Here is a 17,371-nt window from a genome sequence, read left to right on the forward strand (position 1 = left end):
GCTCAAATGAAAAGCACAACAATAAAATATTTACGATTTTCTATTTACTGCAAAAGGCGACCACGCTTGTTGTGTCGGCATGATTTCCAGTTCGTTGATGTTTAAATGGTCTGGTAAGTTGGCCAAGTACAGCAAAGTGTCAGCAATGTCGCTTGCTTGAATGGCATCAACACCTTTGTAGAGGTCATCGCTGGCTTGCTGATTACCGCTGGTTCTGACCAGGGTAAATTCAGTTTCCGCCATACCCGGTGCTACGTTCGATACCCGTACGCCTGTGCCTAACAAATCGCAGCGCAATGCTTTTGAGAATTGTTCGACAAATGCTTTTGTTCCGCAGTAAACATTGCCGCCTGGGTAAGGATACAAACCGGCTATTGAGCCAATATTAATAATGCTTGCGCCCGCGCCGCATTCGATGAGCTTTGGCAGTAAAACGTAGGTTACTGTTGATAGGCCCTTCACATTGGTATCTATCATTTGATGCCACTGATCCAAACTCGCGTCTTGAGCAGGCGCGGTACCCAATGCGAGCCCGGCGTTGTTGACGAGTACTTTTAACGGTGCGAGAGATGGAGGGAGCTGCGAGAGCTTTTCTTTGCAGGCTTCGGTATCTTGAACATCGAGAACCATCGTCTCAACAACCGTGTATTGAGACAACTGCTCTTTGATCTCTTTCAGCCTTTCTTCGCGTCTCCCAGTTAATAACAAGTGCCAACCTTGTTGAGCAAATTTTTCGGCGGCTGCTCTGCCGAAACCTGAGGTTGCACCGGTTATACATGCAGTGAAAGTCATTGAATCTCCTAAGGATTAAGTCGACAGCTTGGGGTTTCTAAACCCGTTTCAAACTGAGTTACTCGTGTTTTCTGGATTCCGATGGGAAAATCGTTGTAGATTTTTCTCGCCTCAGAGGCCATTAAAGGTGGGCGAAAAGCCCTCTTATGAGTACCGAGTTGGAAACGTTAATACCGCGCTAAAATCTTTGCAAACAGAAAGTGATTACTCGATTGCGACAGAGAATTGAATGCGGTTTCACAACCCGATAAGAATTTGCTTCAACAGTGGTGATGTTATTGAATTAACGTGATTGTGTCGTTATAATCCGCGACCTGATGTACGGGCTCCCTCTTAAAGAACCTTTAAGTAATATCGTTATTTTTAAGTAACTTCGTTATTACTGAAACAATCTAAGTATTCAACACAACTTAGTCGATCTGAGATTTAGTTGAATTGATCTGAGACTTAGCTGGTCTGAATGTTAATCTGTTCAGTCGCTCAAAGGTTCTATGAAAGTAACGTGCCGGGTAAATTCAGTGTGGATTCCAAGACTGGAGTCGCAGCGTAGATAATTTTGTGAAGTCGGATTGCTTCCTACTTCGTTAACCTGTTTAGGTGTGACTTAAGTCATGAATTGCTAATTCCTCGCTGCAAGTGGTTATTACTCTCTTGCACTTATAATTTTAGTTATGAAAAAGCCCCTCAATGTCTAGGGGCTTTTTCATATTTAAAATTTCTACCCGGTCGTTCGGGAGCTAAAAATGGGCCTAAGGCCCTTTTTTACTTTCTGGGGACGACACATCCCTATTTCTTACTCACTGGAGAGATTGTTAAGCACATATATGTCAGCGAGACTTGAACAGTTAACCGCACTCCTAAAGCCTTCCGTTGAGGCATTAGATTGTGACCTCTGGGGTATCGAATACCTTTCCCAAGGTCGCCATAGTACCTTGCGCATTTTTATCGAAAAATCTTCCGGCGTCAGTGTTACTGATTGCGAACGCGTCAGTCGACAGTTGAGCAGCGTGCTAGATGTTGAAGATCCTATTTCCGGTGAGTACGTATTGGAAGTTTCTTCCCCTGGTGCTGACCGCACCTTATTCACACTTGAGCAATACACACAGTTTATTGGCGAGCAAGTCAGTATTCGTTTGCGCACCGCATTTGACGGAAAACGCAAATTTAAGGGTCAGCTGCGAGGCGTCGAAAACGAAGACGTCGTGGTAGCCGTTGACGAAGAGGAATACCTATTGCCCATCAGTTCCATAGAAAAAGCCACAATTGTTCCCCAGTTTTAGGGGTGGAGTAGAACGAGGCGAGAATGAACAAAGAAATCCTACTGGTTGCCGACGCGGTATCCAATGAAAAGGGTGTCGACAAAGGCTTAATTTTCGAAGCAATCGAAATTGCCTTAGCAACGGCAACTAAAAAACGTTACGACGAAGACTCCACCATCGAAGTTATCATCGATCGCAGAACCGGTGATTACGAAACCTACCGTAGCTGGGAAGTGGTAAGTGACGACGTCGTTGCGGAACTTGGTACCCAATTTACAACGGAAGAGGCGATCGAAAAAGATCCCAAATTAGTGGTTGGCGATGTCTACCGTGAAAAAGTAGAAAACGTCGGCTTTGGCCGAATCGCTGCTCAAACTGCCAAGCAAGTTATTGTTCAGAAAGTTCGCGAAGCTGAACGTGCTCAAGTGGTGGATGAATACCGTGATCGTGTTGGTGAATTGATCAGCGGAACCGTGAAAAAGGTAACGCGCGATAACATCATCATTGATCTTGGCAATAATGCCGAAGGCTTGATGCCGCGAGACCAATTGGTCGGCCGTGAAATCTTCCGCATGGGCGATCGTGTTCGCGCTATCTTACTTGAGATTCGCACCGAAATGCGCGGCCCTCAGTTGTTCTTAAGCCGTTCTTGCCCGCAAATGCTCATCGAATTATTCCGCATCGAAGTGCCGGAAATCGCCGAGGAAGTGATCGAACTTCGAAGCGCTGCTCGCGACCCAGGTTCACGCGCTAAAATCGCCGTGACCACCAACGACGGCCGCATTGACCCAGTTGGCGCTTGTGTTGGTATGCGTGGTTCTCGTGTACAGGCGGTTTCTAACGAATTAGGCAACGAGCGCGTTGACATTGTGCTTTGGGACGATAACCCAGCGCAATTTGTGATCAATGCAATGGCGCCGGCTGAAATCGAATCTATCGTCGTGGACGAAGACGCCCATTCTATGGATGTCGCCGTTCAAGAAGACAATCTCGCTATGGCAATTGGCCGCGGTGGACAAAACGTTCGCTTGGCCAGTGATCTTACCGGTTGGGAGATCAACGTCATGAGTTTGGATGAGTGGCAGAGCAAGCAGCAAGCTGAAACTGGCACTTACATGGAAACCTTCATGCAAGCGTTGGATATCGATGAAGATATCGCCGAAGTGCTTGTCGAAGAAGGTTTCACCACCCTCGAAGAAATTGCTTACGTACCTCTCGATGAAATGCTTTCAATCGAAGGGTTCGACGAAGATATTGCAGAAGAACTTCGCGCACGTGCTAAAGACGCGTTGCTTACTCAAGCGCTTGCCAGCGAAGAGAAGCTAGAAAACGCAGAGCCTGCTGAAGATCTTCTGAATATGGAAGGAATGGATCGTCACCTTGCCTTTTTGCTAGCCAGCCGTGGTGTTGCCACTATGGACGATTTGGCTGAGTTGGCGGTTGACGAATTGTTAGATATCGATGGCATGGACGAACAACGTGCCGCCGCGCTGATTATGAAAGCTCGTGAGCCGTGGTTTTCAGATTCAGACAGCGCAGATAGTTAAAGACTGAGGAGTGATAATGGCTGAAGTAACAGTAAGCGAACTTGCCAAATCAGTAGGTGCCTCAGTGGATCGCCTGCTGAGTCAAATGAAAGACGCTGGATTAGAGCATCAAAGCCCGGATTCATTGGTATCCGACGAAGAGAAACAGAAACTGCTGTCATTTTTGAAAAGCAGTCATGGCGAAGCGTCTGAGGCGCCACGAAAAATTACCCTCAAACGCAAAACCACCACAACATTGAAAACCGGCAACAAGAAAACCGTAAACGTAGAGGTGCGTAAAAAGCGTACTTACGTTAAACGCAATGTTGACGTGCCTGTTGCCGAACACGCTGATGCTGAAGAAGTATCAGAAGCGGTTGTCGATGAAGTGGTTGAGAGTCAGGTAGAAGCTCCAGTTGCAGAAGCAATTGTTGAGCAAAGCGTAGAAGCCGAAGCTGAAACCGTGACCGAACAAGCCGAAGTGGCCGAAGCGGAAGCTGCTGAAGTAGAGACTCCTGAACCCGAAGCGGTTGAACCAGAGCCTACTCCTGAGCCAGAACCAGAGCCTGTTGCCGAGGTTGTTGAAGAGCAAGCATCAGAGCCTGAATCTGCTGTTGAAGAAGAGCCTACAGCTGAACAAGCTGAGCCGGAATCAGCACCACAAGAAGCGCCAAAACCATCGTTTACCTTAGATGACTTTGAAGAACGCCGTTTGCAAGCAATGCGCTCACGCAAAGAAGCTGATGAAAAAGCGGCTGCTGAGCTGGCAGAAAAGAAACGCGCTCTAGAAGAGAAAAACAATCAAGCCAAAGCCGCAGAGAAAAAAGACGACGCTGCCAAGCCTAAGCCTAAACCTAAGGCAAAAACAGCTGAAGCTCCTGCGACTACTACAGCAAAACCTGGCAAGAAGCGCCATGGTGAAACTGCTGAAGATGATGGTGACGAGCCTAAGAAGAAGGGCGGTAAGGCTGCTAAGCCTAAAGGTTTGGGGCCGAAGAAAACCAACCTTAAAGCTTTACTAAATTACGCTGATGACGATGACGATGATTTAGATGGTAAATCCCGCCGTCGTTCTAAAGCGCCGATTCGCAGTAAAAACAAACATGGCTTCAAGAAGCCAACGAGTAAAAAAGTGCATGAAGTTGAAGTTGGTGAGACGATCGTCGTATCTGAACTCGCCCAGAAAATGTCGATTAAAGCCGCAGAAGTTGTTAAGCATCTGATGAAGATGGGCACAATGGCTACGGTTAACCAAGCCATTGATCGCGACACTGCAGAGCTGATCATCGAAGAGATGGGTCACAAAATTAAGCACGTCAGCGAAACCCAACTTGAAGACGACTTAATCCAATCTGTTAGCGACGCTGAAGGCGAAACCGTTGGCCGAGCGCCGGTTGTGACCGTAATGGGCCACGTTGACCACGGTAAAACTTCTTTGCTCGACTACATTCGCGATACCAAAGTTGCTTCCGGTGAAGCGGGTGGTATTACCCAGCACATTGGTGCTTACCGAGTTAAAACCTCTCAGGGCGAAATCGCTTTCCTAGATACACCAGGGCACGCTGCGTTTACCGCTATGCGTGCTCGTGGAGCGCAGTGTACCGACGTTGTTATTCTTGTCGTTGCAGCCGACGATGGTGTGATGCCGCAAACTCGTGAAGCGGTAGAACACTCCCGCGCAGCTGGCGTACCTATCGTTGTTGCAGTCAACAAAATTGATAAGCCAGAAGCCGATCCAGATCGCGTTCGCAATGAATTAACCACCGTGGAAGTCATTCCTGAAGAGTGGGGTGGTGATACGCAATTTATCAATGTATCTGCTCACACTGGTGAAGGTATTGACGATCTTCTTGAAGCGGTTTCTCTCCAGGCAGAATTACTTGAGCTGAAAGCGCAAGTGGGTGTTCCTGCAAACGGTGTGGTCATCGAATCTCGTATGGAACGCGGTCGCGGTGTTGTAGCAACCGTTCTTGTACAAAGCGGTGAATTGAAGCGCGGCGATATTTTATTGGCCGGTCAGAGCTTCGGTCGCGTACGTGCAATGACCAACGAATTTGGTAAGGCAACCACGGAAGCGGGTCCATCTTCTCCTGTGGAAATCCTCGGTTTGGATGCACCACCTGATGCTGGTGATGATTTCATTGTTGTTGCCGATGAGCGCAAAGCCCGTGAAGTGGCTGAGCAGCGTGCAGAACGTGAACAGCAAGAAAAAATGCGTCGTCAACAAGCGGCTAAACTTGAAAATATGTTTGCCAATATCGGTGGCAATGAGAAGAAAGTTCTTCCTGTTGTATTAAAAGCCGACGTACGCGGATCTCTAGAAGCCATTACCGCAGCGTTACTTGAAGTTGGTAACGACGAAGTAGAAGTGAACATTGTTTCTTCCGGTATTGGTGGAATTACCGAAAACGACGTCAACCTTGCGGTAACCTCCGGTGCGGTTGTCTTAGGCTTTAACGTTCGTGCGGGCGCGGCTACGCGTAGCTTGGCGGAAGAGTCTTCGGTTGAAATTCGCTACTACAGCATTATTTACCAACTATTAGACGAAGTTAAATCTGCACTTGCCGGTATGTTGGCACCAGAACGTGTGGAAGAAATTGTTGGTATCGCCGATGTTCGTGAAGTATTTAGATCACCTAAGTTCGGCCAGGTTGCCGGTTGTATGGTGGTTGAAGGTACAGTCTATCGCTCCAAGCCAATCCGCGTTTTGCGCGACAACGTAGTAATTTTTGAAGGCGAGCTTGAGTCACTTCGTCGCTTCAAAGACGATGTTGCCGACGTACGAAACGGTATGGAATGTGGTATTGGCGTGAAAGATTACGATGTAAAAGTGGGTGACCAAATCGAAGTTTACGATATTAAAGAAGTCGCTCGCGAGCTTTAATCTCTGAAACGTATTGTTGGAAACTGAATCACTTATATGTCTAAAGAATACAATCGTACTGATCGTTTAGCCGATGCCATTATGCGAATTTTGGCATCGACTATTCGAAACGAAGTTCGTGACCCCCGCATTGGGATGGTCAACATTAATGAGGTCGTGGTTAGCCGCGACCTTTCTTTTGCTAAGGTCTATGTCACCTTGGTTGATCGCGAAAGCGACGACGAGCGCAATGAATCGGTAGCTGCGTTAAATAAAGCTGCTGGCTTTTTGCGATCACTGTTAGCAAAAGAGTTGGATATTCGCGCTACGCCTAAATTGCAGTTCATTTTTGATGAAACTAGCACCAAAGGTCAGGCGTTATCACACCTTATCGATAAAGCCGTTGCGGCTGATCGTGCAAATTCAAAAGACGACGATTAATACAGAAGTTTATGTCTAAAAAACCTCGTATTGAACGCCGACCAGTTCATGGTGTGCTGGTATTGGATAAACCGTTAGGGCTTTCATCCAATCAAGCCCTTCAAAAAGCAAAATACTTATTAAGAGCAAAAAAAGCCGGACATACTGGCGCACTTGACCCTTTAGCCTCAGGCGTTTTGCCTTTGTGTTTTGGGGAAGCGACTAAATTTTCCCAATATTTATTGGATTCGGACAAAACCTACCTAGCCACATTTCAGCTAGGATTAGAAACCGAAAGTGGCGATCTGGATGCGCCAATCGTTAAAGAGTGCGATGCAAGTCAGGTCACGGTTGAACAAGTAGAATCTGCGATTGAGCTGTTTACTGGCGATATTGAACAGGTTCCGCCGATGTTTTCAGCACTGAAACACCAAGGTCAGCCGCTGTACAAATTGGCTCGCAATGGCGTCCAGGTTGAAAGAAAAGCGCGCAGTGTTCGAGTGTATCGCTACCAACTGCACGATTTTCGTCCCGGTGAAAAAGCCCAAATTGATGTTGAGATTGCCTGCTCTAAAGGCACTTACATTCGATCGTTGGCATTGGATCTTGGATTTAAATTAGGTGTTGGCGCAACCGTTACGTCGTTGAGGCGCACACAGGCTGGACCTTACGATTTGTCGCAAACAATGAGTTTGGAGGAATTATCCACTAAACTTGAGCAAGACGGCGATGATTCAATCGATTTTTTAATGCCGATTGATTCACCAGTGGCGGATTTGCAGTCAGTGACGTTACCTGATTTTACCGAGACAGAATTCAGTCATGGTCAATCCGTGTTCGATGCTCAATTTTGCGGATTACCGGTGGAGCAATCCGTTCGTGTTTTCTCCACAGGCGGTCAGTTTTTAGGGTTGGGTTCGGTGACCGATGATGGCCGAATTCAACCGAAACGCTTAGTGGTTTTATAAACCTAGTTGTTTTATAGGTTTGGTTTTTAACTGGTCACTGGGCAAGTCATTCCAGGCCAGCGTTCCATTGAATGGTTGTTTTTGAGCCGTACTTTGTGGTTAAACTGCAAAGTTTGATCGATTTGCTGAGTATTATCAGCAAGGCTTAATACTCAGCAACGTAGCAAGAATGTGGAGCCTTAGGGCTTCCTAGCTTGGAGCAGTAAAAGTAGTGGCTCCAAGTGTATTGACCTGTCTGTAAATATGCGCGGGCAGGCCTAATGAATGATCATGTGTTTTTAACAGTTGATCGTGGGCATATTTTTAAATGTTTAGAGGAAAATACCATGGCACTAAGTGCTCAAGAAAAAGCGGAAATCGTAAAAGAACACGCACTTTCAGAATCTGATACTGGATCTCCTGAAGTACAGGTTGCTCTTTTAACGGCAAACATCAACAAGTTGCAAGGTCACTTTGCCGACCACAAACAAGATCACCATTCTCGTCGTGGCTTGATCCGCATGGTAAACCAACGTCGTAAGTTGCTTGACTACCTCAAAAAGAAAGATGTCAATCGTTACGCAGCTCTTATTCAAAAGCTGGGTCTTCGTCGTTAATCCCATTCAAAGTGCCCGCTTTTGCGGGCACTTTGTTATTTCTCAGTTCTCTGGTGTGCTCTGTTTATTGTCGTGGATATCAACACGAATGAGCGCACCTACTTAATCATAAGGATATTGTCGTGAATCCTGTAATAAAAACATTTCAATACGGCAATGACACCGTAACCCTTGAAACAGGCCGAGTTGCTCGGCAAGCAAGCGGTGCAGTTATTGCGACCGTAGGTGACACGTCGGTACTGTGCACAGTCGTTGGTGCAAAAGAAGCCGTAGAGGGCCAAGATTTTTTCCCTCTTTCTGTGCATTATCAAGAAAAAGCATACGCAGCAGGTAAAATCCCAGGTGGTTTTTTCAAGCGTGAAGGCCGCCCAAGTGAAAAAGAAACATTAACTTCACGTTTAATTGACCGTCCAATTCGTCCGCTCTTTCCAGATGGCTTCTTCAATGAAGTGCAAGTTGTTTGTACCGTATTGTCAGCAAACAAAAATGTCGATCCAGATATCGCCGCTATGATTGGTACTTCTGCCGCTCTAGCAATTTCAGGTGTTCCGTTTAACGGACCAATTGGCGCTGCGCGTGTGGGCTATACCCAAGAAGACGGTTATTTGCTGAATCCTACCTATTCTGCCATCGCATCTTCTGAGCTAGACATGGTAGTTGCGGGTACCAAAGACGCAGTATTAATGGTGGAATCTGAAGCGAACGAGCTTCCAGAAGACATTATGCTCGGCGCTGTTTTGTACGCTCACCAAGAGCTACAAGCGGTAATCGCAGCCGTAGAAGAGCTTGCTCGTGAAACTGCCAAGCCAGCTTGGGATTGGGTTGCTCCGCCAGTTGATGAGGTGCTTAAAGCTGCTGTTTCTGAATTGATGGCCGCTCCAGTTGCCGAAGCGTACCGAATTACCGATAAGCAAGAGCGATACACCAAGTTGGGTGAATTGCGCGGCCAAGCTGTTGAAGCTATCGCTACCGAAGAAAGCGAATACAGCGCTGATGACGTGAAAAAAGAATTCTCCAAATTGGAGAAAACCACCGTACGTTCATCCGTTGTTGCCGGTGAGCCACGTATTGATGGCCGTGACAACAAAACCGTTCGTCCTATCGCGGTTGAAGTTGGTGTGTTGCCAAAAGTTCACGGTTCAGCGTTGTTCACTCGCGGCGAAACTCAGGCATTGGTTGTTTCAACCTTGGGTTCTACTCGCGATGCGCAAATTATCGATGCATTAGAAGGTGAGCGTCGCGACAACTTCATGTTGCACTACAACTTCCCTCCTTATTCTGTCGGTGAAGCCGGCCGCATGGGTGGTACAGGTCGTCGTGAGATTGGTCACGGCCGTCTTGCTCGTCGCGGTGTTGGTGCTGTATTACCAAGCGAAGAAGAATTCCCATACACCATGCGTGTTGTGAGTGAAATTACCGAATCTAACGGTTCTAGCTCCATGGCTTCGGTTTGTGGTTCAAGCCTTGCGTTAATGGACGCAGGTGTTCCTCTTAAAGCTCCAGTTGCGGGTATCGCAATGGGCTTGGTAAAAGAAGACAACGGTTTTGCTGTTCTGACCGATATTCTTGGTGATGAAGATCACCTCGGTGATATGGACTTTAAAGTTGCTGGTACCGCCGACGGTGTTACCGCATTGCAAATGGACATTAAAATCGAAGGTATTACCGAAGAGATTATGGAAATTGCATTGAAGCAAGCTTTAGATGCGCGTTTGCACATCCTTGCTGAAATGAACAAAGTTATTTCTGAGTCTCGCGGTTCTGTTGCTCAAAGCGCACCGCGCATTGAAACCTTGAAAGTTGATCCGGATAAAATCCGTGACATCATCGGTAAAGGTGGTGCAACCATTCGTTCTATTACCGAAGATACCGGTGCGTCTATCGATATCGATGACGACGGCACTGTAAAAGTTTACGGTGAAGGCGAGTCTCTACAAGCGGCTCTTGATCGCATTCAAGAGATCACAGCAGAAGCTGAAATCGGCACAACCTACGAAGGTAAGGTTGTTCGCATTGTTGATTTCGGTGCGTTTGTAAACTTCTTGCCGGGCAAAGACGGGCTTGTGCATATTTCTCAAATTGCTCATGAGCGCGTCAACAGCGTTTCTGATTATCTAAAAGAAGGCGAAATCGTTAAGGTTAAGTGCATGGACGTAGATAATCGTGGTCGCATTAAATTGTCGATCAAAGAGACTCTTGAAAAGCCAGCACCTGAACAACCAGCGCCAGAATCTAACGGTTCTAACGCTGGCGAAGAGTAACTGCTTCGCAAATGAAAAACCCGCTTCGGCGGGTTTTTTTTCGCCTGTGAAAAATGCATATTAACTGTTAAAAATTGACAGGTGCGAACCGTGCTTAACAAGGAATGCAAATCGTGATTCGTTCAAACTATTTTTTAATGGTACCCGTTTTAATTCTGTTCATGTTTTCCGCGACTCGCGCATCGGCGTGGGGATCTTCGGGGCACGCAATTATTTGTGAAATTGCCTGGCAAAATTTAACTGAGAAAACACAAGCTTGGGTTGAGCCTTTGTACAAGGAAAAAGGTTTCGATACCTTTGCCCAATCGTGCAACTGGGCCGATCAAATTCGCGGTGATGATCGTTTCAACTATTTGGCGCCGATGCATTATGTCAACGTTCCTAAAAACGCCGGTGAATACTCCCAAGAAATTGCAATATGTGGGAAAAAATCCTGCGTGACCAAAGCAATCACCACACACATAATTAATTTGAAAACAGAACGAAAAAACTTGTCACAATCTTTGCTTCTGTTATCTCATTTTGTGGGGGATATTCACCAACCATTACACGTCAGCTACGCCCAGGATTGGGGTGGTAACAAGATAAAAATGGCAGCGGAAAATAAATTTGGTGCTGTACTAGCAAGTAACTTGCACCAAATTTGGGATTCTTGGTTGTTAGAGACATTGTCATTGTCGGATTGGAGGCAAGCTGCAAATTCTTTGAATAAAAATATTTCAAACTCTCAAAAGCAAACGTGGAGTGAGCAACAAGATGTTCACCTATGGGCAAAAGAGTCTTACGAGCAGGTTAAATTGATTTATGCACAGTTGGATTCAACACAAAAAGTAACGACCCAATACGCAGATAAGCATGCTAATTACGTCAGACAAAGATTACAGATTGCGGGAATACGCTTGGCGACTCTGTTAAATTCAATGACTGATTAAAAGTGCGTTTTGTAAAATATATTTTTAGATATTACGTATATCGTGTTTTTCTGTTTTGAAATATTTATGCCTGTCATTAAAGGTGTTATTAATTTTAATCTATATTTACAGGCTTTTTTATTTTTGAAAAATTTATTAACCCATTATATTTTTAGATGTTCGCATTAATTAGCTTTCACTAACAAAGTTGATGTTGCGCTCGGTAATATAGAATTGTGGTTAACCGTGCTTGTTAAAATCTATCAATCGTATTAATCTCTTCTAGTGAAAATTATTCACCCTTTGTTAAAAAATCATAAACAGCCAATTATTTCATTTCTAGGAGTTACTCTTGGATCGCAGAACATTGCCTTTGTCTGCACTTCGCGCTTTTGAGAGCGCTGCTGAATGCCTACACCTGGGGCGAGCTGGCGAAAAACTGGGTGTCAGTCACGGCGCAATCAGCCATCAGGTTCGTGCTTTAGAAGAGCAATTAGCCGTAAAATTATTTTCTCGCGCTCACAATAAGTTGGCGCTAACTCCTGCCGGGCAAAGATTGTATCAATCGGTTAAAGAGGGGTTCGATAAAATAATTGATGGTGCTCGCAATATTAATCCCCAAGAGTTAAGCGGCTCTCTTGTCATTGCCTGCACACAAACCATTGCGGCCAGTTGGGCGGCAAGGCATATTTGCGAATTTTACCAAAAGTACCCCACCATTGAGTTGCATGTTCGAGAGATTGAACCCTTACAACAAGACATTCCCTTAGACGTCGATATTGCCATTTGCTACGGCCGACCAAATTCGGGTAATCGCGCAGTTAAAAAATTAGGTGCACCACCGTTATTTCCGGTTTGCAGTCCCGCTTTGTTGCAGGGGCGTGCACCGGCGTCGCGCCCGCAAGATATTACTAACTTCACCATTATTCACGATGGCGAAGTGCTTTGGTCGCGCTGGTTTGAAAAGTACGGCGTTAATATTGAAGAACTGAATTCCAACATTTATTTTTCCAATACCAGCCAAGCGTTAGCCGCCGCGCGCCTAGGGTACGGTGTAGCTTTGTGTAATACCTTTGAAGCGCACGATTACATTCGAGAAGGGCAGTTGATTCAGTTGTTTGATTTACCCATCGAAGAAGCACAAGAATATTATATCGTCACACAATTTGAGCCCGAAAAACCGTTGAAGGTTTCTATCTTTGAAGAATGGATTACGCGCGATCGTTTGATTGAACCTCAATAAAACAAAGTGATTAAAATACCGCAAGCTTAACTGGCTTGCTTTGTCTTTTAGTTGTGTTCTTAATTATACTTTTAATCGTATTCTCAGTTGAGCTTACAGTCGTACTTTTTGCTTGACGGTTTACGTAGAGTTTTTATTTTCTCCAAGTCTATTTTTCAGTTTCCGCCTTAATTCTTGTTTCAGTTCCTGCCTTAATTCTCTTCTCAGACGATCCGGTTATTTCATAGATAAAAGATCTGTTGAACGTTGTTTTTAACGAGACCTTCGTTGATATTGATTCTAGTTCTGCTATTGAGGTCGACGGGCTTAGTTTCGTTCATTGTCTTAGGGCCTGTTAACACAAATTAAATGGTTGCAGGTGTCACCCTTTAGGGCGAGATGATTTTTCCATCAATGGGATTATAAAAGATATGAATATCTATATGAAAACTGCGTTAGGGGCTGTGATCGCGACGGTTTCACTGATTATGGCGGGTTGTGATTCTTCCCAACAAGCACAAACGTCCGCGCAAGAATCTTCAGTGCAAGAAAAAACTGCGTCCAACGAACAAACCGTGGTCTCTGAAAAAGAAAAACTGATTGCATTACTCGACGGTTACTATCAAGAGAACCTTGAGCGGTCTCCTATTTTTGCGTCATTTCGCGGTTCAAAGCTGGGATACGATCAGTGGGGTGATTTGAGTGCCGAATACGACGAGGAAACTCATCAAATAAATCTGAATCGACGTGAAGCCTTGAATCAAATCGATGAAAGTGCCCTCGACGATCAAGCCAAGCTCACTTTGGCAATTTCTAAGTCTCGTTTGGATCGGTCGATTAAAATCTACGAATTCAGTGATAACGATTACGTTATGCAGCAGTTCCGAGCTTGGCATACCTTGGTTCCAAGCTTGTTGATCAATATACATCGAGTGTCATCGGAAGAAGAACTGCAAGCCTATGTTTCCCGGCTAGAAAAGGTCGGTCCGTTATTTGATCAAGTGATCACATTGATGAAGGCTCAAGCAGAATTGGGTGTTTATCCTCCCCAGTGGAGTTACCCGCAAATGCTAGAGGCGTCGAAAAATATCATTAGCGGCGTGCCCTTCGATAAAGACAGTAACACCGAGAACCCAATTTATTCTGACTTTAAAGCAAAGCTTGAGAGTTTATCGTTAGATGACGAAGCTTCGGTGGCGTATCTTGAAAAAGCGACTTCTGCGCTAACCGATATTGTTTTACCGGCTTACCATAAAATTATAGCTGAGCTAGAAAGCCAAGCGGAAGTGGCTCCAGAAGGTGACGGTGTTTGGCGTTTGCCTAACGGCGAAGCCTATTACAACCGCTTATTGAACCACTACACCACAACCGATTTGAATGCAGAGCAAGTCCACCAGCTAGGTCTTGAAAATGTTGAACGCATTCACAACGAAATGCGTGTGATTATGAAGCAAGTGGGTTTCGAGGGCGATTTGCAGGCGTTCTTTGCCTTCATGCGTGAAGACCAGCAGTTTTTCTATCCAGAATCCGACGAAGGTCGCGCCGATTATTTAGCGGCCTCTGTTAAAGCCATTGACGAAATGCGCGAGGTTCTTCCGCAATATTTTGGTATTTTGCCGAAAGCAGAACTTACCGTAAAACGCGTGGAAGAATTTAGAGAAAAAAGTGCCGGTAAGGCGTTTTATCAAGGACCACCGCCGGATGGCAGTCGTCCTGGTATCTACTACGTTAATTTGTACCGAATGGCCGATATGCCGAAATACCAAATGGAAGCTCTAGCTTACCATGAAGGAATTCCCGGTCATCACAATCAATTAGCGATTACTGCCGAATTACAAGGCTTACCAGAATTTCAGAAAAACGCGCGTTTTACTGCATTCACCGAAGGCTGGGGCTTGTACAGCGAATACCTCGGAAAAGAAATGGGGTTTTATCAAGATCCGTATTCTGACTTTGGTCGTTTAGCTATGGAATTGTGGCGTGCGTGTCGATTGGTGGTCGATACCGGTATTCATTCAAAGCAGTGGAGCCGCGAAGAAGCGATTCAATATTTGCAAGACAATACTCCGAACCCTGCAAACGATACCGTTAAAGCCATCGAGCGTTACATTGTTTATCCGGGGCAAGCGACGGCGTATTTAATCGGTAAAATCAAAATTTTGGAATTGCGAGAAAGTGCCAAGGTCGCACTTGGTGACAAGTTCGATATTCGCCGTTTCCACGATTTGGTTTTGGAAGATGGCCCAATGCCGTTATCCATGTTGGAAGCTAAAATTGATGCTTGGGTAAAAAGTGCAAAGCAAGATTCTCAGGTAGCGCATTCCAACCATTAATAATTAGCTTGGATTAAATCTTCAAAAAGGCGAACTGTTTTGGTTCGCCTTTTTTATTGCTTAATTTTCAGATGTTGTTTTTATTTCTTGAATTGTTAGTCGAGAAAAGTTCTGATTCAATTTTTTGCATGCCAATGTATATCGGCGATTGAAATAAAGAATTTGATTAATGAATTTATCCACCATAACGGCTGTGATTCATTTTGTGTCGCTTTACAAGGTGGTTGGCAATCGTTATATTTCCTGGTGAAAAATGTGTGTAAGTCTTTAATCGTGGTTGGAGGTTTTTATTGGATTGGTTGCAAGGATAATAGAGTTGCAAGTGGTTTATCGGTTATGTAACGTTTTTCTTTTTTGCCAAGTTTGGCGATTTCTGTCCTGTATTCTGAATGCAAAAAAAGTAATCGGTATTTAGTGTATTAATTTTTTCTGTCTTTTAATGATTGTTATTTAACAACTCTGTCAATCCCTTCATTGTTCTATTCCACTCCCTTGGTGTTCTCCTGTTTGTTGTAAGACTTTGAGTTTACTTCTAATAAAAAACGGAAAAGTCCAAGGATATCGCTGATGTTTATCTCACAATTCCTACGCAAAAAATCGTTAGTAGTATTAATTTGTGCATCGTCATCTTCCGTATTTGCCGCTGAACCCGTTGATCCAACGGATGAATCATTACTTCCTCCTCCAGGAGAATCTGCCAATAATACCGTTAGCATTACTCAAGAAGAAATTGCTTCTGGGGAAATTCCATTAGGCACGATATTTCAGCAAGGTATGCAAATGTTCTCCACGCCATTTAATACCTTTGATGGCTTAGGTGATGGACCGTTAAATCAAGAAAATAATGCAACACTGGGTGGTCGGCCTTCCTACGTTGAACCCAACGATGATCTTATCTTTCCTTTTCCTCGTCGGGTGAACGGTGGCGATGCTCAATCCTGCTTAGAGTGCCATGGTATTGGCAGTGCGGCAGAGATTCCGATGCGATTTACCGTCGGCGGTGTCGGCAGTATTTCGAATAATGTATTGGCGACGACGGATTTTGATATCGCAGACGAAGCCGGTAACGGTTACGCCCGCGTCGATGGTCGGCCAATTAATCCGCCGTTTGTTTTTGGCTCCGGTGGTCTTGAATTGGTTGCGATGGAAATGACCCAAAGGTTGCATCGCATTAAAGCCCGCGCGAAAAGAAATCCTGGCGTTTTCTATGATCTTAAAACCCACGGTGTGAATTTCGGTAAAATCCGCTGGCAAGAGCATGAGGCAACCGCAGAAGCTTTAGCGAAAGTTAAAGATCAAAGTCAATTGCGTTTTGCTCACGCGTGTAATCCTGAAGGAACCAGTCTCGCTGTTGGTAGCCCAATTTTTGGTGAGCGACACAAGATTCCAGACCAATGGGCAGAAAATGAATACGGCTCTGTTTTGCATTTGGACGTTTCCAAAGTTGAGGGCGTGGGAGCTGATTTAATCATTCGTCCTTTTGGTCGCAAAGCCAGCCGGGTGACAACTCGCGAATTTGATTGCGATGCCATGCATTTTCACCACGGTATTGAAGCAGAAGAAATCTTCGGCAATGAAGACCACGACGGCGATGGTTACATAAAAGAAATTACCATTGGTCAGATGTCAGCCTTGGCGATTTTCAACACCACAACACCGCCGCCATTTCAGGAACATTTAAGTCGTGAAGCGCGCCAAGGTCGCCGTTTATTTAAAGATATTGGTTGTGCGGATTGCCATAAATTGAAACTTCAATCTAAAAGCAAAATTCTGTCTTACCATTTCCCAGAGTTTTCGCCTGGCTTAAAAATATTTACGCCTGAAACCAAATTCTACGAAGTTGATTTAACCACCATTGGTTTTCAAGCTAATGGTCGTGGTGGAATTAAGGTGCCCGCTTTTTCAGATTTGAAAGTGCATAATATGGGGCCGCGATTGGAAGAAAAAGCCAGTGGCGTTTCGGATGAAGTCAATCGCAGTTTTATTACTGCGCGCCTTTGGGGGGTAGCCGATACCGCGCCGTATATGCACGACGGACGTGCTCCTACGTTGTTTGAGGCCATTTTACAGCACGATGGTGATGCGTTTGATCAGCGCGAAGCGTTCCGAGGTTTAAGCGATGAAGATCAGGCTAAATTAATTGCCTTTTTGAAATCCTTGCGCACGCCAGAAGAGCTCTAAAGTGTTTTAGGCTCTTTTTAGGTTCTTTAAATGCGAAAA

At 45.2% G+C, this 17,371-nt stretch carries 12 protein-coding genes; 11 read left to right on the forward strand and 1 reads right to left on the reverse strand.

Annotated elements, in window-relative coordinates; genetic code table 11:
* Nucleotides 1–30: 30 nt before the first annotated feature.
* The gene (locus LU361_RS10750) at nucleotides 31–792 is read right to left on the reverse strand and encodes an SDR family NAD(P)-dependent oxidoreductase (RefSeq protein WP_233088847.1); all 762 of its coding nucleotides are present in this window, start codon (nucleotides 790–792) and stop codon (nucleotides 31–33) included.
* An 824-nt stretch (nucleotides 793–1,616) separates the two neighbouring features.
* On the opposite strand from LU361_RS10750, the gene rimP reads away from it, so the two are divergent.
* The 11 genes from rimP to LU361_RS10805 all read left to right on the forward strand — a co-directional run bounded on the left by rimP (nucleotide 1,617) and on the right by LU361_RS10805 (nucleotide 17,332).
* On the forward strand, nucleotides 1,617–2,072 hold the full coding sequence (gene rimP / locus LU361_RS10755; RefSeq protein ID WP_233088848.1) for a ribosome maturation factor RimP: 456 nt from the start codon (nucleotides 1,617–1,619) through the stop codon (nucleotides 2,070–2,072).
* Between the two features lie 23 nt (nucleotides 2,073–2,095).
* Nucleotides 2,096–3,598: a transcription termination factor NusA gene (gene nusA / locus LU361_RS10760; RefSeq protein ID WP_233088849.1), complete on the forward strand. Its 1,503-nt coding sequence runs from the start codon at nucleotides 2,096–2,098 to the stop codon at nucleotides 3,596–3,598.
* A gap of 16 nt (nucleotides 3,599–3,614) precedes the next feature.
* Entirely contained in the window at nucleotides 3,615–6,461 is a 2,847-nt protein-coding gene (gene infB / locus LU361_RS10765; protein WP_233088850.1) for a translation initiation factor IF-2, read from the forward strand.
* Between the two features lie 36 nt (nucleotides 6,462–6,497).
* Entirely contained in the window at nucleotides 6,498–6,881 is a 384-nt protein-coding gene (rbfA, locus tag LU361_RS10770; RefSeq protein WP_233088851.1) for a 30S ribosome-binding factor RbfA, read from the forward strand.
* Nucleotides 6,882–6,892: 11 nt separating this feature from the next.
* On the forward strand, nucleotides 6,893–7,828 hold the full coding sequence (gene truB, locus LU361_RS10775; RefSeq protein WP_233088852.1) for a tRNA pseudouridine(55) synthase TruB: 936 nt from the start codon (nucleotides 6,893–6,895) through the stop codon (nucleotides 7,826–7,828).
* A 326-nt stretch (nucleotides 7,829–8,154) separates the two neighbouring features.
* The gene (gene rpsO / locus LU361_RS10780) at nucleotides 8,155–8,424 is read left to right on the forward strand and encodes a 30S ribosomal protein S15 (RefSeq protein WP_233089529.1); all 270 of its coding nucleotides are present in this window, start codon (nucleotides 8,155–8,157) and stop codon (nucleotides 8,422–8,424) included.
* A 122-nt stretch (nucleotides 8,425–8,546) separates the two neighbouring features.
* The gene (gene pnp / locus LU361_RS10785) at nucleotides 8,547–10,685 is read left to right on the forward strand and encodes a polyribonucleotide nucleotidyltransferase (protein WP_233088853.1); all 2,139 of its coding nucleotides are present in this window, start codon (nucleotides 8,547–8,549) and stop codon (nucleotides 10,683–10,685) included.
* Nucleotides 10,686–10,798: 113 nt separating this feature from the next.
* Nucleotides 10,799–11,617, forward strand: coding sequence for a S1/P1 nuclease (locus LU361_RS10790; protein ID WP_233088854.1), 819 nt, complete (start codon nucleotides 10,799–10,801; stop codon nucleotides 11,615–11,617).
* Nucleotides 11,618–11,948: 331 nt separating this feature from the next.
* Nucleotides 11,949–12,839: a LysR substrate-binding domain-containing protein gene (locus tag LU361_RS10795; RefSeq protein ID WP_233088855.1), complete on the forward strand. Its 891-nt coding sequence runs from the start codon at nucleotides 11,949–11,951 to the stop codon at nucleotides 12,837–12,839.
* A gap of 410 nt (nucleotides 12,840–13,249) precedes the next feature.
* Complete coding sequence (locus LU361_RS10800) at nucleotides 13,250–15,151, forward strand: DUF885 domain-containing protein (protein WP_233088856.1); 1,902 nt, start codon at nucleotides 13,250–13,252, stop codon at nucleotides 15,149–15,151.
* A 567-nt stretch (nucleotides 15,152–15,718) separates the two neighbouring features.
* Nucleotides 15,719–17,332: a di-heme oxidoredictase family protein gene (locus tag LU361_RS10805; RefSeq protein ID WP_233088857.1), complete on the forward strand. Its 1,614-nt coding sequence runs from the start codon at nucleotides 15,719–15,721 to the stop codon at nucleotides 17,330–17,332.
* Nucleotides 17,333–17,371: the final 39 nt, after the last annotated feature.

Source organism: Sessilibacter corallicola (assembly GCF_021290925.1).
In the GTDB taxonomy this organism is placed as follows: Bacteria; Pseudomonadota; Gammaproteobacteria; order Pseudomonadales; family Cellvibrionaceae; genus Sessilibacter; species Sessilibacter corallicola.